Below are 17,710 nucleotides of genomic sequence, written 5' to 3' on the forward strand. Positions count from 1 at the left end.
TCAGCCGGCACGGAGGTCAGGGTCCCTGACCCCTTTCCGACTTCCACTTGGTGCACCATCAGGGATTCGAACCCGGGACACCCTGATTAAGAGTCAGGTGCTCTACCAACTGAGCTAATGGTGCATAGACCATGCGGTCAGCACGCGCCTCCGGCGACTAAACCATCGGCTTACGGGAACTTCCCGCTGCTTTTCAGATACATATCGTACCCTCAAAACTGAACAAAACTTGAAGCAGAAAAGTTTAAATGAACGGGCGAACCAAAAATATGGTCAAGCCCTCGGCCTATTAGTACTGCCAAGCTGAACACGTTACCGTGCTTACACACGCAGCCTATCAACCTTGTAGTCTTCAAGGGGCCTTACCAGCTTATGCTGTGGGATATCTAATCTTGGAGTCGGCTTCACGCTTAGATGCTTTCAGCGTTTATCCGATCCGCACATAGTTGCCCAGCTGTGCCATTGGCATGACAACTGGTGCGCCAGAGGTGCGTCCATCCCGGTCCTCTCGTACTAAGGACAGCTCTCCTCAAATATCCTGCGCCCACGACAGATAGGGACCGAACTGTCTCACGACGTTCTGAACCCAGCTCGCGTACCACTTTAATCGGCGAACAGCCGAACCCTTGGGACCGAATACAGCCCCAGGATGTGATGAGCCGACATCGAGGTGCCAAACCTCCCCGTCGATGTGGACTCTTGGGGGAGATCAGCCTGTTATCCCCAGGGTAGCTTTTATCCGTTGAGCGACGGCAATTCCACTCTCATACCGCCGGATCACTAACTCCAACTTTCGTTTCTGCTCGGACCGTCATCCTCGCAGTCAGGCCAGCTTACGCGTTTACACTCTATGGCACGGTTTCCGTCCGTGCTGAGCTGACCTTTGAGCGCCTCCGTTACTCTTTTGGAGGCGACCGCCCCAGTCAAACTGCCCGTCTAACAATGTCCCCCGGCCGGATTCACGGCCGCAGGTTAGAATTTCAGCAACTTAAGGGTGGTATCCCAAGGGTGACTTCACGATAGCTAGCGCCACCGCTTCACAGTCTCCCACCTATCCTGTACATAAATTACCGAAACCCAATATTAAACTACAGTAAAGCTCCATGGGGTCTTTCCGTCTTGTCGCGGGTAACCGGCATCTTCACCGGTACTACAATTTCGCCGGGCGGGTAATTGAGACAGTGCCCAGATCGTTACACCTTTCGTGCGGGTCGGAACTTACCCGACAAGGAATTTCGCTACCTTAGGACCGTTATAGTTACGGCCGCCGTTTACTGGGGCTTCAATTCAATGCTTGCACATCTCCTCTTAACCTTCCAGCACCGGGCAGGTGTCAGCCCCTATACGTCATCTTTCGATTTGGCAGAGACCTGTGTTTTTGCTAAACAGTCGCCTGGGCCTATTCTCTGCGGCCTCATTTCTGAGGCACCCCTTATCCCTAAGTTACGGGGTCAATTTGCCGAGTTCCTTAACTACCCTTCTCCCGTTGGCCTTGGAATCTTCTTCCTGTCTACCTGTGTCGGTTTGCGGTACGGGCGCATCGGATATCCCATAAGACTTTTCTCGCCCTGCTCTACGCATGCTTCCCTACTTGATTTCGGTCCCTTACGCCCGGGTCAACCAACGCCCGGGTCATGCCCTTTGCAGGTGTCATCTTACTTAAATCCTTCTGCGGCTACGGAATGTCAACCGTATGTGCATCGGCTACGCCTCTCGGCCTCACCTTAGCTCCCGGCTTACCTGGAGCGGACGAACCTTCCTCCAGAATCCTTAGACTTTCGGCCAATATGATTCTCACATATTTCTCGCTACTCATTCCGGCATTCTCACTTGAATGAAATCCACCGGCGCTTCCGCTCCGACTTCAACTCTCATTCAACGCTCTCCTACCAATCAATATTGCTATTGATTCCCAAGCTTCGGTACACGATTTTAGCCCCGTTGAATTTTCGGCGCAGGGTCACTCGACCAGTGAGCTATTACGCACTCTTTTAATGAATGGCTGCTTCTGAGCCAACATCCTGGTTGTCTAAGCAACCCCACATCCTTTGCCACTTAACCGTGTTTAGGGACCTTAGCTGTGGGTCTGGGCTGTTTCCCTTTCGACAATGAAACTTATCTCACACTGTCTGACTCCCGTACATCAATTATCCGGCATTCTGAGTTTGATAGGCTTCGGTAGCCTTTCGGCCCCTAGACCATTCAGTGCTTTACCTCCGGTAATCTAATACGAGGCTAGCCCTAAAGCTATTTCGGAGAGAACCAGCTATCTCCGGGTTCGATTGGAATTTCTCCGCTACCCACACCTCATCCGCTACCATTTCAACGGGAGTCGGTTCGGTCCTCCATGGGGTTTTACCCCCACTTCAACCTGGACATGGGTAGGTCACCCGGTTTCGGGTCGAATACAACTGACTTCATACGCCCTGTTCAGACTTGGTTTCCCTGCGGCTCCGTCCCTGAAGGACTTAACCTTGCCAGTTACATTCACTCGCCGGACCATTCTACAAAAGGTACCCGATCACCCATTGACGGGCTCTCGGTGCTTGTAAGCACAAGGTTTCAGGTTCTATTTCACTCCCCTTCCGGGGTGCTTTTCACCTTTCCTTCACAGTACTCTTCACTATCGGTCACTGGGTAGTATTTAGGCTTGGAGGGTGGTCCCCCCATGTTCCCACCGGGTTTCACGTGTCCGGCAGTACTCGGGATACAGCCCACTGCGCTTTCCCTTCGCATACGTGACTTTCACACTCTTTCGTCGGCCTTTCCATGCCGTTCTGCTCAGGATTGCGTACTTTTTGGCTGTCCACACCCCGCGGGCATTGCTGCCCACGGTTTGGCCTCTTCCGCGTTCGCTCGCCACTACTTGCGGAATCTCGGTTGATTTCTTTTCCTCGCCCTACTTAGATGTTTCAGTTCAGGCGGTTCCCCCCGTGCAGCTATGAATTCACTGCACGGTGACTGGACATGACTCCAGCCGGATTGCTCCATTCGGACACCTATGGATCAATGCCTGCTTACGGCTCCCCATAGCTTTTCGCAGTTAGCCGCGTCCTTCTTCGGCTCCCAGTGCCAAGGCATTCCCCTTGCGCTCTTTGTAGCTTGACCATGTGATTCTTTGGTTCTTCAAAATTGTAGTTTTTCTATCAGATGAATCTTCTTAGAATAACAACTTTTTCTCGCTTTATCTGCTTCTCGCTTTATTCAGTTTTCAAGGTACAACCTGAGGTTGACGCACGTCGCGGGTCAGCTTTCAGTTCAAAGAACCTTACCTGTCGCGGCCTTTCCCAGCCATCAGATTACACACAACATCCTTTTCCATTTGCATGGACCAGAACATCATATGAACACACAGTGTCTTTCGTCGCGCTTTCAACTTTTCGGTTTCCCAAACTCGCCGTCGCGGACTGAAACCCCGTATGTAATTTTGGCTCCCATTCCGCTTTCGCTTCCTGTTTGCCGTTTTCAGACTTTTGCCGCATCCATTTCCGCGACATTCCGCTTCCTGTCTCCAGAATGCTTCGGCGCGTCGTGCATGCAGGCTCAGCCTGCTGGTGGGCTTAAGTGGACTCGAACCACCGACCTCACGCTTATCAGGCGTGCGCTCTAACCGGCTGAGCTATAAGCCCATATTTCTCCGGCTTTGAGGCTATCCGGTCTTTCTGCCACTATAGCCAGTTTTTTGCGGACTTCCTCTGCGGCTCTTTCCGCGACTGCAAGCGTTTCATTTCTGAGTCGCTCCGGCGCGTCGTAACCGCGGACTTCGTCCGCTGGTGGAGATAAACGGGATCGAACCGTTGACCTCCTGCTTGCAAAGCAGGCGCTCTCCCAGCTGAGCTATACCCCCATGTAGGAAGTTATTCAACTGTTTGGTTCTTCTCTGTTTTTCTCTTTGAAGTTCCTTTTGCTGATTCCGGGAGCCTTTTCAGACTGTCCCGCCACTTAAAGGTACTTTCCAACCGATTCTCACCGGCGGGCCGTGCCTCCAAGCTCAGCTTGGGGCCTTCAAAATTAAACAACGATTGGATAATTCAGTCATCCGTAACCGACCTAGGATGTTGGAACAGAGTGTTTCATCTGCTCGGGTCTCCATAGAAAGGAGGTGATCCAGCCGCACCTTCCGATACGGCTACCTTGTTACGACTTCACCCCAGTCGCCAATCCTACCTTCGGCGGCGCCTTCCTTGCGGTTAGGCTACCGACTTCGGGTATTACCGGCTCCCATGGTGTGACGGGCGGTGTGTACAAGGCCCGGGAACGTATTCACCGCGGCATGATGATCCGCGATTACTAGCAATTCCAGCTTCACGCAGGCGGGTTGCAGCCTGCGATCCGAACTGAGACCGTTTTTGGGGTTTTGCTCCGCCTCGCGGCTTCGCTTCCCGTTGTTAACGGCCATTGTAGTACGTGTGTAGCCCAGGTCATAAGGGGCATGATGATTTGACGTCGTCCCCACCTTCCTCCGTTTTGTCAACGGCAGTCTGATTAGAGTGCTCTTGCGTAGCAACTAATCACAAGGGTTGCGCTCGTTGCGGGACTTAACCCAACATCTCACGACACGAGCTGACGACAACCATGCACCACCTGTCTCAACTTTCCCCGAAGGGCACCTGATGCATCTCTGCTTCGTTAGTTGGATGTCAAGACCTGGTAAGGTTCTTCGCGTTGCTTCGAATTAAACCACATACTCCACTGCTTGTGCGGGCCCCCGTCAATTCCTTTGAGTTTCAACCTTGCGGTCGTACTTCCCAGGTGGATTACTTATTGTGTTAACTCCGGCACGGAAGGGGTCAGACCCCCCACACCTAGTAATCATCGTTTACGGCATGGACTACCAGGGTATCTAATCCTGTTTGCTACCCATGCTTTCGTGCCTCAGCGTCAGTTAAAGCCCAGCAGGCCGCCTTCGCCACTGGTGTTCCTCCCGATCTCTACGCATTTCACCGCTACACCGGGAATTCCGCCTGCCTCTACTTCACTCAAGCACCACAGTTTCAAGTGCAATCCATAAGTTAAGCCCATGGTTTTCACACCTGACTTGCAGTGCCGCCTACGCACCCTTTACACCCAGTAAATCCGGACAACGCTTGCTCCCTACGTATTACCGCGGCTGCTGGCACGTAGTTAGCCGGAGCTTCCTCCTCAGGTACCGTCATTATCGTCCCTGAGGACAGAGGTTTACAATCCGAAAACCTTCTTCCCTCACGCGGCGTTGCTGCATCAGAGTTTCCTCCATTGTGCAATATCCCCCACTGCTGCCTCCCGTAGGAGTCTGGGCCGTGTCTCAGTCCCAATGTGGCCGTTCAGCCTCTCAGCCCGGCTACCGATCGTCGCTTTGGTGGGCCGTTACCCCGCCAACTGGCTAATCGGACGCGAGTCCATCTCTCAGCGGATTGCTCCTTTGATTTTATCACCATGCGGCAACAAAATGTCATGCGGTATTAGCGTCCGTTTCCAGACGTTATCCCCCTCTGAAAGGCAGGTTCCTCACGCGTTACTCACCCGTCCGCCACTAAAACAGCTCAAAGCAAGCTTCAATCTGTTTCCGTTCGACTTGCATGTGTTAGGCACGCCGCCAGCGTTCGTCCTGAGCCAGGATCAAACTCTCTAAAATATGGTATATAATCACCCGAAGGCGTTTATATCTATACTTAGAGTCGTTTCGGCTCTTCAGTCGATACACTAACGTATCTTTTGGTTTTTTGAAAGAGTTTCCCTCTCTTTTCGTCCGAAAGTACTTTTACTCTCGAAATCTTTACGGGTTCCTTCTTTATCGTCTCGTTGTTTAATTTTCAAGGTCCCATGCCCGCTTTGTGTATCTCGGCGAGCAACTTTATTAGTATAGCATGTTGATCTCTGTTTGTCAACACCCGATCACAATTTTTTGAAGTTTTGTTATTCATTAACTGTGCGGGTTTTTTATAATATCACAACATGCTCGCTTTGTCAACAGTCTTTTACAGATTGCGACCCGCTTCAAGAGCGGAATTAGATCATAACACAATTTTTTTGATTTGTCTAGGGTTTCATACAAAGAAATCTCTGGAAATTGTCTTTTCTTTTCCTTCATTTCTTATTATACTATTAATAATGAGACCATATAGAGGTATTTATGAAATTCTGTGTTTTAATCCTCGCAAGTTTGATAGCCTCTTTCATATCGGGAACGGCGGGATTCGGCGGCGCTCTTTTACTTTTGCCGGCTGTTACCGCATATGTCGGCGTCCAGACTGCCGTCCCTGTGCTTACCATCGCGCAATTAATCGGCAATCTGTCCCGCATGATATTCGGATTCAGGCAGATTGACTGGCCGCCGGTCGGTCTTTTTTGTATCACAGCATTGCCCGGCGCCGCACTGGGCGCGTTTGGTTTTTCCGTCCTTCCCTCCGGGTTTGTGACAAGAGCAATCGGCGGCGTCCTGATTGCATTCGTATTCTTTAAGCTGCTGCTGAAAATTGATCTGAAGCCCGGTAACAAAACCATATTGGCCGGCGGGGCAGCCGTTGGGCTGCTCTCCGGCCTGGCCGGAAGCGGCGGACCAATCGGCGCCGCCGTTTTCTTAACTCTTGGGCTGCCTCCGGTTGCATATATTGCAAGCGAAGCCGCAACCGCCACGGCAATGCATATTTTAAAGACCGTTTTGTACAGCAAGCTGCTGGGAATAGACCGGGACTCCTTAATCATCGGCCTGCTGATGGGGGTTGCCATGATCATCGGCTCGTTCTGTTCAAATAAAATGATTCGAAAAATGGAGAAAGCCAAATATCAGAAATATGTCGCCGTTTTTCTGGGCATCATCGGCGTAACTATGCTGATCACCGGCACGTAATACGGTATGGATTTGAAAAAACGAGCCAAACAGTTAAAAACAGATATTCCCGCGCTGTACCTTGCACTGAGGCATCGGGAAACGCCCTTGGCGGCAAAGCTGTGCGCCGGCGTTACGGTAGCCTATGCTCTGTCGCCCATCGATCTCATCCCGGATTTTATCCCTCTTCTGGGCTATCTGGACGACCTGATTATTCTGCCTGCGATGATTGCGCTGACAGTAAAGCTGATTCCAAACGAAATCATGAACAACTGCCGGCAGGAAGCCAAAAATCGCCGGTCGGACGGTAATTCGAAAAAATGGCGGTATGCCCTGCCGATTCTGCTCATCTGGCTGCTGTTTTTAGTCTGGATCACAGCGAAGTTCCTGCCCGGGGCCATCCCCCTCCTGTCATGATAAAAGCTCTTTGCCGAATTCGATCGGTAAAGAGCTTTTATCTTTTACACAATGTTCAATTCTTTTTCAGCCAGGTCAGCTTTCCGCTGCGCATTGCATCCTGAAAATCTGGCAGGACAGGCGGCTCCCCGCCGAACCTCTTGTACCAGCAGTCGGGATACAGAACTTCGGGATTCTTTACCGCTTCCGATCCCTTTACACTCTCTTTTTCCGAGTCCCGGACGCGCCGCGCAAACACCACCGTCCGGAATCCCTCAAATTCGTAGGAACAGGTGGAAAGCGTTATAATATCATCAGACGGCTTGATATCAACCGGCAATTTAAAAACAGAACGGATCCGAACCTGATAAAGGTATTCCAAAAAATCTTCTTCACAGGAAAAGGAGGTTTTTTGATAATCAAATGGCTTTCCCTGAGCCGAGTCCGTATTGACTTTCATGACCGCAAAAATTTTCCAGCAGGCCTTTTTGCCGCCTTTCTGATACAGAACAACAGGATGGGCACGATAAAAAGCAAGGCTTTCATAGTTCAGCAAAGGGGCGAACATGCTTCCATCCTTCATACTGTGCCCGTATAATATCGTATTTTTCAGCTGTTTGCCCGCCGAATCGGAGCTCAGCATAAAAATACTTCCGTATTTGGTTTCGTTTTTTTCCCAGTCATGGGTCAGGTAAAAATCAGGCGAACCCGACGGCGCCAGAAGGACCGGGTAATCAATCTCTGTTCCCGGCAGGGTAATCCATCCCGTCACGTCGCGGTTCACAGCTTTCAGCTGATCAAACGGATCAGGTGCCGCCTTCGGTTCCGCTGCCGGCGGAACGCTCTGACTGCCGGTCCATGTCGCGGCGCTGCTTGCAGCGGGCCGATAGCAGGAACGGGCTTCGGCCAAATCGGATTTGGAACGAAAAGACGGAAGTATCTGGCGTGAAATCAGGATTTGAGTACAGACCGCGAAAGAAAGGGCGCAGGCAAACAAAACATAGTAATAAGGAGACAAGCCCGACAACTGTTCGGCGACAGGCTTCATTCTCTTATCCGCAATTTGTTTCAACCGCAAAAAGCAGTCGAAAAGACGCATTGACATCAGACCTTACAACGGATTCAATTTTTGCTGTTCCAAAATAATCCTATCATGCGGCGAACAGGAGATCAACGCGTTTGATTTTAAATTCGTGTTAAATCCTAAAGGTCATCAAGAGTTTAACAGAAATTAACAGGAATGTAACCGGCTTCCCATTTGCAAAGGCTACAATAACGCTGTTAAGTCACTCATTTGAAAGAGGAGGTTCAATCAATGTTGATTCGTCAAAAAGCGGTCAAAACCATTGCGGCGGCGTTTTGTGCCATAACAGTGATGGGCGCTGCGCTCGGAATCCCGGCCCAGGCGGCTTCAGCCGCGGCTCCCTACAACATTACGATCGGAATCGGAAGTGCGGAAACGGAAGTACGGTTTTGCTGGCAAAGCGGCAATTCCGCCGCCGGACAGCTTCAGATTGCGAAAACAAGCGACATGAAGAACAACAGTTTCCCCGCAAGCTCGACAAAACAGGCAACCGTCGCAAAGATGACGGCGACGGAAGGTGTTCTTGACAATCCCAAAAACACCGATCAGTCCATCGGTTCTTTTCAGGATGAAAGCGGCGCGGCCCTTTCGGATGAATACTCCGACAAAGTTACGGTCGGCGGGCTTGTTCCGAATACCTCCTATACCTATCGAGTAGGAGACGGGACAAACTGGAGCAAAACATATACGTTCCAGACAAAATCCGCCAAGGACGGATTCAGCTTTGCGGCTTTCGGCGATCCCCAGATGGGTGCAAGCGGAAATCTGGCCAACGATCAGGCCGGCTGGGCAAACACGCTCAAAAAAGTATATTCGAAGTATCCTTCCCTGAACTTCCTGTTTTCCATGGGCGACCAGGTAAACAATTACGACCATCTGTATACGCAGCAAAAGGAATACAACGCATTTTTCAACCCCGATTCCTCGGTTGATTATCTGCAAACCCATATTCTGGCTGCCTATTCCGGCAATCACGACTTCCAGATGGGCAAGTATTACAGCTTCCATTACAATCAGCCCAATCTTTCCACCCTGGGGCAGACCAAAACAAACAATGTGGACGACAACAACGGAGATTACTGGTTCCGTTACGGCAACACGCTGTTTCTGGTGCTGGAAGGCAACAACTTCTATGACGTTTCCGCGCACGACGCCTTTCTGAAACAGGCAATCGACGCGAACAAAGGCGCAAAATGGAAGGTGGTTTCTTTCCATCAGGCGCCTTACAGCGAAGCCAACCACGACGGTGCGACTTCAGCGGATGACGACACGATGTTCATGCGCAAAAACTGGACGAAGCTGATGGACAAATACCAGATCGATATTGTGCTGAACGGCCACGACCATTACTACACCCGCACTTATCAAATGTATGGCGGGTCCGCCGTCAGCACGGTTAAAAAAGGTCAGGTGACCAATCCGAAAGGGACCGTGTACCTTACGCTTGATTCCGGCAGCGGCAGCAAATACTATAAATACAACGCCACAGCGGATCACTCCTTCAGCGCGGCCGGCTGGCAGAACAACGAACCGACCTACACTTACGCAAAAGTCACCGGCGATACCTTTACGCTGACAACCTATACAACAAGCTCCGACACGCCGATCGACACCTATACCATCACCAAGACCTCCGCGTCCCCAACGGCCGCAGTTTCAACAACAACCCCCGCTTCCACGGCCTCCAATCCCAAAACGGGCGACAGGGAAGGCGGCACATACCTGTATGCGGCGCTTGCGGCGCTTGCGCTGATCGTAGCCGCCGGATGCATCGCAGCCCTTCGAAAAAAACCGACTGCCCGCAGCTAATCCGCTTCCTGTATCAAAACAACCCCGTTGCACTGATTGTGAAACGGGGTTGTTATTATAAATTGAAAGAAAAGGCGGGGTATGCGCAGTGCCGCGTATTGAAATCAAAGAGAAATGGAAACCGGCCCTTCTGCTGCTGATTCTGGCCGCTTATACCGTATTTGCCTATTCCGTCAGCCGCCACCAGGCTTATTACAATCCTTACAGCCTGTCGGGAAACGATCAGATTTCCTTTGAGCAGGCGAGCGTGATCTCAATCGATTCTGAAAGCGCGAAAAAAGACGAAATCCATCCGGAACTGCTGGTCGGCTCTCAGAATGTCACGGTAAAAATTCTGACGGGTAATTTTCAAGGCAGAAGCTACCACATTGTCAATAATCTGAACTACGATACCAATTACAAGTTAAAAGCCGGGCAGACCATCATTGTTTCCGTGAGCGCAACGGGTGACGGCGGAACCGTTAATATCAATCCCAACTCCCCGCACCGAACCCCCTATCTTTACGCAATGGCGGTTCTTTTCGTCCTGCTGCTCTGCTTCATCGGCGGGAAACGCGGCTTTCAGTCGGTCGTGGCCATCGGATTTACGATGACAAGCGTCATTTTCATTTTTGTGCCCCTGCTGTACCAAGGTCTTTCCCCCGCTGCCGCCGTCCTGATCTTCTCCGCCGTTACCTCCTGCGTCACTCTTCCGTTGGTGGGGGGGATCGAACGAAAAACACTGATTGCAATTCTGGGCACCCTCGGCGGAGTCGCCGTTTCAGCGGGGATTGCCCAGATTTTCAGCTGTCTGACTCAAACCTCCGGCTACACGTTTTCCGACACAGACTCCCTGCTGGCGATTTCTTCCCACAGCGGGCTGAAGGTAGGCAGCCTGTTTTTTGCCGCCGTTCTGATTTCATCGCTCGGGGCGGTCATGGATGTTGCCATCTCCGTGGCCTCTTCCATGAATGAAATCTATCGCAGCAATCCGGAAACCGATGCCCGGACTTTATTTTCTTCCGGCATGAATGTCGGCCGCGATATGATGGGCACGATGGCAAACACACTGATTCTGGCGTTCACCGGTTCTTCCCTCGTGATGATGATTCAGATTTATACCTACAACATGCCGTATCAGCAGGTAATGAACTCCAATCATATCGCGGCGGAAATCATCCAGGCGCTCACGGGAAGCTCCGCCGTCGTTCTTACCGTGCCGCTGGTCTCTCTTCTTTCCGCGAAACTGATGCCGCTGCTCGAGAAACCAAAACGCGCGTAACAAGGCGCCGCGGGGAAAGCCTTTCACATCTGACGGCCTAAAGGGTATTTATTGAATTTTTAGTTCACTCCTGCCCTACTTTTCTACATAATCGTAATTTTTTCGATACAATTTATTTGACCGAAAAAAGGTCAAATCTGTATCGGAGGTATTAGGAAATGGACGAAGAACTAAAGAAGCAGCTGGAGTGGTTAAACCAGAATCTGACTGCCGTTGTAAAAAATCAGGCAATCATTTACTCCGAGCTGAAAACAATTGAAAACCGGATACCCGATCCGGACAAAAGCCCGGAACTGGAATAGCAAGCCATTCGGGATAAGGAAGCTGTACCCCGCATGTGTATGAGGAAGCAGAACGAACATGAAAATAAATCCGGCACTACATAAAAAGGGCGCAGCTTTAAAAAGATACTATTCCGAATAGCAAATTGGGGGTTCCGCTGTACAGTATCGCCTGCGACGGTAACGGAACAAGGGCAAGGTAAGCTGTACGCTTTCCTTGCCCTTGCTCTATGAATAAACAACCCGAAGCAAACCGAAGCGCAAAATTCATTTGCTCGCATACGAAACACCCCCGGCTTTTACCGGGGGTGACTTTTGATTCAACTGAAGAATTTATCCAATAGTTCCAACCGTTACCGGCACTTTTGAATGATTCAGATAGAATCCGGCCCCCTGACCAGCTTTTCCAACTGCCTTTACGATAAAGAAATAATTGTTTCCCTGATGACCGTTATAGGAAACTTTAAACACAGAAGAATTGCCAGAGCAAAAATCCGGCTTTGCATTAGAGGTAACCTTAAACTGATAGGCTTTACCGGCTTGTACTTTAATGTCCTTGCCTGTATCAATCGTAACAACATTTTTAATAGAAAGAACCGTAACGGGAGTTTTAGCACCGTTAATATAGACACCCGCCGAGTCTCCTTCCTTACCAACCGCTGTCACCTTGAAAAAATAATCCGTGCCTTTTTTTCCCGCCGCTGCCACCTTAAAGGATTTTCCTGCGACAGTAAAATTCGGTTTCTTGCCGTTCATGGAGGTGATTTTAAATACATAGCTTTCATTTGTTCCAAGGGTCAGATTTGCCCCGGTATCACTTTTAAGGGTTGAAGCAGAAGAATTATTCGTCGGGGCGGAGGGAACTGCCTGTGGAGCAGGAGTCGGAGCCGGGGTTGGAACCGAAGTTTCAGCTGGAGTTTCACGTGCCTTCAAAGAAGAGAATTACCTGGTTCTATTCAAGATACCCCACAGTCTCCGTTTTTCTTTTAATACGCTTCGAAGAAACTCTCGGAATCTGCGAACAGGCACATCGCTAAAATTTGATCACCGCGGAGCGGAAATCCAGAAGCAGCTCTCGGACTTCCCGCGCAGATTTGCATCTGACGGCTGTTTCCGCCAGGTTCCGGCAGGCTTCGACCGTAAGCCTGCCGATTTCATATTTGACCTGGGCGATAGAATCCGAAGCCATGCTGAGCTCATCCAGGCCCAGGCCGATCAGCAGCGGAACGGCAAGCGGATCCCCCGCCATTGAGCCGCACATGCCGATCGGGATATGATTCGCATGCGCCGCCTCCGACGTCTGCCGGATCAGCCTTGCAACGGCGGGATGACAATAGTCGTACAGATAGGATACCTGCTTGTTTCCCCGGTCGACCGCCAGAGAATACTGAACAAGGTCATTGGTTCCGATGCTGAAAAAATCGACTTCCTTCGCCAGAACATCCGCCATCAAGGCTGCGGAGGGAACCTCGATCATCATTCCGGTTTTGATCTGATCGTCAATGGGAATCTCCTCTGTTGCAAGCTGTTCCTTCGCTTCTTCCAACATTTCTTTTGCGGCAGCCAGCTCTTCATAATCCGAAATCATCGGGAACATGATTGCCAGCTTTCCATAGCGGCTCGCCCTTAAAATCGCGCGAAGCTGGGTTTGGAAAAGCTCTTTCCGGTCAAGGCAGAGACGAATTGCCCGGTACCCTAAAAACGGATTCGCCTCACCGGCAATGCCAAGATATTTCACGTTCTTATCACCGCCGATATCGAGCGTACGGACGATCGCTTCACGCGGGGAATAGCATTCCGCGATTCTTTTATACTCCTGAAACTGCGTTTCTTCCCCCGGGGAAGACTGCCGGGAAAGATAAACCTGTTCCGTTCGAAACAGCCCAACCGCCTCCGCGCCCTCCCGTCCGGATGCAGCCGCGTCGGCATACGAGCCGATATTGGCGGCGACAACGATCCGTTTTCCGTCCGAAGTCCTCGCATCCTGTTGCGCGGACCGGAGATAAAGCTCCTCTTTCTTTCGCTCTTCTTCCCCTTTTCTTTCATACTTCGCTGCCGTATCCGGCTCCGGAGCCGCAATACAGATTCCTTCGCTTCCGTCAAGAATCAGCTCTTCGCCATCCGAAACAGCTTCAAGGATGCCGGTGAGCCCAACGACAGCCGGAATCTGCAGCGACTTGGCGAAAATAGAGGTATGGGAAGTTTTGCCTCCCTTCTCCGTGGCAAAGGCCAGGATAAAGTCCCGGTTCAGCTGAACGGTGTCGGAGGGAGAAAGGTCGTCGGCGACCAGAATCACGGGATGATCGATGGCCGCAAGGCCCGACCGGTCAGCGCCGGTCAGGATTCCCAGCAGCCGGTTCCCCGCGTCGCGCACATCCGCGGCGCGCTCGCGCAGATAGCTGTTTTGCATGTTTTCAAAGATGGCGGCGTATTTTTCCGTAACCTGACCGACCGCTTTTTCCGGTTTCAAAAGATCTTCACGGATCAGCTTCCGGATTTCGGGACAGTATGCCGGATCGGAAAGGATGGTCTTTTGCCCCCTGATAACGGAAAGTTCTTCTTCCTTCAGTTTTCCGGCGGTTTTCGCGATCAGTTCCTCCACTTCGCGGACCGCCCTTTCGGCTGCCCGGTTAAAACGGTCTGTCTCCGCATCCGCTTCCCCCGGCTGAATTTTCCGTTCAGCGTCCGGCTTCGTCCCGTGTTGAAACAGACGGACTTTTCCCCGGCGGATTCCTCTGGATACGCCGATTCCCTGAAAGCTTCTTTCAGACATTCCATCACTCTCCGAAATTATGTTTGAATCATTTTCCTGCGGCCGGTGGCGGAGCCGCCGTCTTCACTCGTTAAAATTTGTCGCAAACAGTTTTTCCACCATGGCCATCGCGGCAGCTTCGTCCGGCCCGTCGGCGAAAACCTCAACATCTTCGCCCGTCTCCACCCCGAGGCTCATCATTCCCAGAATGCTTTTTGCGTCGGCCTTTTCGCCGCCCGCTTTTTGGATCTCAATTCGCGACTGAAACGGCGTCGCCTGCTCCACCAGCACCTGAGCGGGTCTGAGATGAAACCCTTCTTTGCAGTTCATCACAAATTTTTTATTCAGCATTGTAAAATCCTTTCAAAACAATCGCCTGTTTTTCCTGTATTATTCATCGATCGATTTAATGACTTCCAGGATTTCTTCCGGCGTTGCCGCCTGTTCCAGCTTTTGGCGAAAATCCTCGTGCATCAGCCGTTTGGAAATCGCGATCAGAATTTTCAGGTGGTCGTTGCCCGCGTTTTTCTCCGGGACTCCGATTAAAAAAACGCTCGTAACCGGCTTGCCGTCAAAGGAATTCCAGTCGACCGGAGCGGCAAGGCGGGCATAGGCAAGGCAGGGCGACTTTACGCCGTCCGATTTTCCGTGGGGGATCGCCACCCCGAAACCGATCCCCGTGGTCCCCTCGTTTTCCCGTTCCCGGACCGCGGCGAGATATTTTTCCTTGTCCGTTACATATCCGTTTTGAAACATGCCGTCCGCCATGGCCCGGACCGCCTCTTCGCGGCTGGAAGCCGAAAGCCCCAGAAAAATAATGTTTTGATTCATAATGCCAGAAATATTCATAACGATCCCCCAAAGGCCAAAACGGCCGAATTCAAGTTTTTCTGCGGCCCCGGTGCGGAACCGCAGAAAGGTGTTTACTTTATTTTTTCTTCGTTCACTTTATCTCTCTTCAAAGCGAGAACCATCAGCGCCGTTACGGCGGAGCCGATCAAAATGGCAAGCAGGTACAGGAAAACATTGCTGACCGCGTTTGGAATCAGCATGACGAACAACCCTCCGTGAGGCGCTCTGAGCAGGCACCCGAAAGCCTCAGAGAGTCCGCCGGCAATCGCCGAGCCCACCATGCAGGACGGAATCACGCGGAACGGGTCGGCCGCCGCGAACGGGATCGCGCCCTCCGTGATGAAAGACAGCCCCAGAACCAGAGCGGCCTTTCCCGCTTCTCTTTCCTCGCGGTTAAATTTCTTCTTCGAAGCAAAGGTCACGATTGCCAGCCCGATGGGCGGAGTCATGCCGGCCGCCATTACAGCAGCCATCGGCGCGTAGACGCTGCTCGCGATCAGGGCGGTTCCCACCGTGTAGGCGGCTTTGTTGATCGGGCCGCCCATATCGGTCGCCATCATCGCCCCCATAATGACCCCAAGCAAAATCGCGTTGACGGTACCCATGTTCTTCAGCCAGGCGACCAGTGCGTTCATCAGCATAGAGAACGGCGTGCCGATCACAAAGACCATCATAAGCCCTACCACGAGCGTAGACAGAAACGGGATAATCAAAATCGGTTTCAGGCTTTCCAGGCTTTTGGGCAAACGCAGTTTGTCTTTCAGAAATTTGGCGAGATACCCCGCGAGAAAGCCGGAGAAGATTCCGCCCAGGAATCCGGCCCCCAGCGTGGAGGAAAGCGCGCCGCCGATCAGACCTGGGGCAAGGCCGGGACGGTCTGCAATGGAAAACGCAATGTAGCCGGAAAGTACCGTCACCATCAACCCCATCGCCGAATCGCCGATTGTTTTCAGTCCCCAGGCGAGTGTTCCCGTCTGCTTGAACGCGTAAATTCCAAACAGGAAGGAACAGGCGATTGTCAGGCCTCCCGCCACAACAACCGGAATCATAAAGGATACGCCGGACATCAGGTGTTTGTAAGGACCCGTTCTGTCGGCACTCCGCTCCGACTTGATTTTCTGTACGTTTTCCACATAGTCCGTCTTTGCCCGCTCGACCGAAGTGTTTTCGGACGGCTTCATGGCAAGCGCCCGGTCGATCAGCGCGCCGGGGTCCTTGATCGCCGCGCCGGCCCCCACGCGAACAACCGGTTTTCCTTTGAACCGTTCCTCGTCCGCATCCATGTCGGCCGCAACAATTATTGCGTGAGCCTCGGCGATCTCTTCTTCGCTCAGCCGATTTTCCACTCCGACGGAGCCTCGCGTTTCCACCTTGATGGAAACGTTCTTTTCCTTGGCCGCTTTTTGCAATGCCTCAGCAGCCATATAGGTATGTGCGATTCCCGTGGGGCAGGCCGTTACCGCTAAAAGCTTTTTCATAGAAATCCTCCCTATCCTATATGTTATTGAATAAAGCCCTAAATTTTTCTCACCGTTACATAATCCAGGGACCGGGTAACTTCCTCCTGAGAACAGATCAGGGTTCCCTCCTTGGACGCCGTAACGGTTCCCGCCGCAGTGGTGATTTTTGCGATCTCATACAGAGAGCTGTTGTTCAGGATCGAACCGGCGAGGGCAGCCACCATTGAATCCCCGGCTCCGGTGGCGCTTTTAACCGGAATGTTCCAGGAATCGACCGCATAGGCTTCCTCCCGGTTCGCCACCACCGCGCCGTCCGCGCCCATGGAGACGATGACGATTTCGATTCCCGTCCCGGTCAGGCGCCGGGCCGCCTCGGCAATATCTTTTTTTCCCGAAAATTTGCATCCGCTCAGCGCCTCCAGTTCCTGAAGGTTCGGCTTGACCGCATAAGGGATTGCCCGAATTCCCTCCTCCAGCGCGCCGCCGTCCGCATCCAGCAGTACTTTTTCTCCCGCCGCCTTTGCGGCGGCAATACAGTCGGAGTAGAAATTCTGCGGAACGCCCGGCGGAAGACTTCCGCTGAGGACGATGATTTCCGCCTTTTCGATTGAGTTTTGAAATTTTTCCCGAAAGCGGGCAAGATCTTCGGGTGAGACACGGAATCCGGTCTCATTGACCTCCGTTGTCTTGTTGACGCTTTCATCGAAAATTTTTAAATTTGTACGGGTTTCCCCTTTGATTTCCAAAAAATCAGCGGGAATTCCGGCATTTTGCAAAGCCTCCAGCAGCAGCTTTCCCTGCTGACCCGCAATCAGTCCGGTCACCGTTACGTCTACTGCAAAATTTTTTAATACTCTGGCTACGTTGATCCCTTTTCCACCGGGGTCAGTCCGAGAACGAACCACCCTGTTCAGGCCGTACGGAAGCAGTTTTTCAATCACGATCGTCTTGTCGATGGAAGGATTCAGAGTAACCGTTACCACACTGTTTTTCATGTCTGAGCGAAA

12 protein-coding genes, 3 tRNA genes and 2 rRNA genes are annotated in these 17,710 nt (G+C 51.8%); 5 read left to right on the forward strand and 12 right to left on the reverse strand.

Annotated features, from left to right (window positions below):
- Positions 1-48 precede the first annotated feature (48 nt).
- The 5 genes from ACLQ3M_RS12190 to ACLQ3M_RS12210 all read right to left on the reverse strand — a co-directional run bounded on the left by ACLQ3M_RS12190 (position 49) and on the right by ACLQ3M_RS12210 (position 5,614).
- Positions 49-124: transfer RNA gene (locus ACLQ3M_RS12190), tRNA-Lys, on the reverse strand.
- 145 nt (positions 125-269) lie between these two features.
- Positions 270-3,108: ribosomal RNA gene (locus ACLQ3M_RS12195) — 23S ribosomal RNA — on the reverse strand.
- 444 nt (positions 3,109-3,552) lie between these two features.
- Positions 3,553-3,629, reverse strand: a tRNA-Ile gene (locus tag ACLQ3M_RS12200).
- 142 nt (positions 3,630-3,771) lie between these two features.
- Positions 3,772-3,847 (reverse strand) — tRNA-Ala (locus tag ACLQ3M_RS12205).
- Positions 3,848-4,095: 248 nt separating this feature from the next.
- A 16S ribosomal RNA gene (locus ACLQ3M_RS12210) occupies positions 4,096-5,614 on the reverse strand.
- Together the 16S and 23S rRNA genes with 3 tRNA genes alongside form the textbook arrangement of a ribosomal RNA operon.
- A gap of 498 nt (positions 5,615-6,112) precedes the next feature.
- Here ACLQ3M_RS12210 and ACLQ3M_RS12215 point away from each other — a divergent pair.
- The gene (locus ACLQ3M_RS12215) at positions 6,113-6,829 is read left to right on the forward strand and encodes a sulfite exporter TauE/SafE family protein (protein ID WP_411677961.1); all 717 of its coding nucleotides are present in this window, start codon (positions 6,113-6,115) and stop codon (positions 6,827-6,829) included.
- Between the two features lie 6 nt (positions 6,830-6,835).
- Positions 6,836-7,225, forward strand: a complete 390-nt coding sequence (locus ACLQ3M_RS12220) for a YkvA family protein (protein WP_411677962.1) — start codon at positions 6,836-6,838, stop codon at positions 7,223-7,225.
- 55 nt (positions 7,226-7,280) lie between these two features.
- Here ACLQ3M_RS12220 and srtB read toward each other — a convergent pair whose 3' ends face one another.
- The gene (gene srtB, locus ACLQ3M_RS12225) at positions 7,281-8,252 is read right to left on the reverse strand and encodes a class B sortase (protein ID WP_411677963.1); all 972 of its coding nucleotides are present in this window, start codon (positions 8,250-8,252) and stop codon (positions 7,281-7,283) included.
- A gap of 267 nt (positions 8,253-8,519) precedes the next feature.
- On the opposite strand from srtB, the gene ACLQ3M_RS12230 reads away from it, so the two are divergent.
- The 3 genes from ACLQ3M_RS12230 to ACLQ3M_RS12240 all read left to right on the forward strand — a co-directional run bounded on the left by ACLQ3M_RS12230 (position 8,520) and on the right by ACLQ3M_RS12240 (position 11,660).
- On the forward strand, positions 8,520-10,097 hold the full coding sequence (locus ACLQ3M_RS12230) for a fibronectin type III domain-containing protein (protein WP_411677964.1): 1,578 nt from the start codon (positions 8,520-8,522) through the stop codon (positions 10,095-10,097).
- Between the two features lie 88 nt (positions 10,098-10,185).
- A complete protein-coding gene (locus ACLQ3M_RS12235; protein ID WP_411677965.1) occupies positions 10,186-11,358 on the forward strand; it encodes a YibE/F family protein in 1,173 nt (390 codons plus the stop codon).
- Positions 11,359-11,516: 158 nt separating this feature from the next.
- Positions 11,517-11,660, forward strand: coding sequence for a hypothetical protein (locus tag ACLQ3M_RS12240; RefSeq protein ID WP_411677966.1), 144 nt, complete (start codon positions 11,517-11,519; stop codon positions 11,658-11,660).
- Positions 11,661-11,972: 312 nt separating this feature from the next.
- Here the strand turns inward: ACLQ3M_RS12240 and ACLQ3M_RS12245 are convergent, their stop codons facing one another.
- The 6 genes from ACLQ3M_RS12245 to pfkB all read right to left on the reverse strand — a co-directional run bounded on the left by ACLQ3M_RS12245 (position 11,973) and on the right by pfkB (position 17,698).
- Positions 11,973-12,572, reverse strand: coding sequence for a hypothetical protein (locus tag ACLQ3M_RS12245; RefSeq protein ID WP_411677967.1), 600 nt, complete (start codon positions 12,570-12,572; stop codon positions 11,973-11,975).
- A 100-nt stretch (positions 12,573-12,672) separates the two neighbouring features.
- Positions 12,673-14,412, reverse strand: a complete 1,740-nt coding sequence (ptsP, locus tag ACLQ3M_RS12250; RefSeq protein WP_411677968.1) for a phosphoenolpyruvate--protein phosphotransferase — start codon at positions 14,410-14,412, stop codon at positions 12,673-12,675.
- A gap of 63 nt (positions 14,413-14,475) precedes the next feature.
- Positions 14,476-14,742 (reverse strand): HPr family phosphocarrier protein, encoded by a 267-nt coding sequence (locus tag ACLQ3M_RS12255; protein WP_411677969.1) that lies wholly within the window; start codon positions 14,740-14,742, stop codon positions 14,476-14,478.
- 39 nt (positions 14,743-14,781) lie between these two features.
- Complete coding sequence (locus tag ACLQ3M_RS12260) at positions 14,782-15,240, reverse strand: PTS sugar transporter subunit IIA (protein ID WP_411677970.1); 459 nt, start codon at positions 15,238-15,240, stop codon at positions 14,782-14,784.
- Between the two features lie 74 nt (positions 15,241-15,314).
- Entirely contained in the window at positions 15,315-16,721 is a 1,407-nt protein-coding gene (locus tag ACLQ3M_RS12265; RefSeq protein ID WP_411677971.1) for a PTS fructose transporter subunit IIC, read from the reverse strand.
- 38 nt (positions 16,722-16,759) lie between these two features.
- The gene (gene pfkB, locus ACLQ3M_RS12270; RefSeq protein ID WP_411677972.1) at positions 16,760-17,698 is read right to left on the reverse strand and encodes a 1-phosphofructokinase; all 939 of its coding nucleotides are present in this window, start codon (positions 17,696-17,698) and stop codon (positions 16,760-16,762) included.
- Between the last annotated feature and the right edge of the window lie 12 nt (positions 17,699-17,710).

It is taken from the genome of Caproicibacter sp., assembly GCF_046707225.1.
In the GTDB taxonomy this organism is placed as follows: Bacteria; Bacillota; Clostridia; order Oscillospirales; family Acutalibacteraceae; genus Caproicibacter.

Bases quoted from the DNA above. Each gene is read 5' to 3' on its own strand.
- ACLQ3M_RS12260 (WP_411677970.1), bottom strand. From the start codon at position 15,240: ATGAATATTTCTGGCATTATGAATCAAAACATTATTTTTCTGGGGCTT.
- ACLQ3M_RS12240 (WP_411677966.1), top strand. From the start codon at position 11,517: ATGGACGAAGAACTAAAGAAGCAGCTGGAGTGGTTAAACCAGAATCTG.
- ptsP (WP_411677968.1), bottom strand. From the start codon at position 14,412: ATGTCTGAAAGAAGCTTTCAGGGAATCGGCGTATCCAGAGGAATCCGC.
- ACLQ3M_RS12220 (WP_411677962.1), top strand. From the start codon at position 6,836: ATGGATTTGAAAAAACGAGCCAAACAGTTAAAAACAGATATTCCCGCG.
- pfkB (WP_411677972.1), bottom strand. From the start codon at position 17,698: ATGAAAAACAGTGTGGTAACGGTTACTCTGAATCCTTCCATCGACAAG.
- ACLQ3M_RS12265 (WP_411677971.1), bottom strand. From the start codon at position 16,721: ATGAAAAAGCTTTTAGCGGTAACGGCCTGCCCCACGGGAATCGCACAT.
- ACLQ3M_RS12230 (WP_411677964.1), top strand. From the start codon at position 8,520: ATGTTGATTCGTCAAAAAGCGGTCAAAACCATTGCGGCGGCGTTTTGT.
- ACLQ3M_RS12215 (WP_411677961.1), top strand. From the start codon at position 6,113: ATGAAATTCTGTGTTTTAATCCTCGCAAGTTTGATAGCCTCTTTCATA.
- ACLQ3M_RS12255 (WP_411677969.1), bottom strand. From the start codon at position 14,742: ATGCTGAATAAAAAATTTGTGATGAACTGCAAAGAAGGGTTTCATCTC.
- srtB (WP_411677963.1), bottom strand. From the start codon at position 8,252: ATGAAGCCTGTCGCCGAACAGTTGTCGGGCTTGTCTCCTTATTACTAT.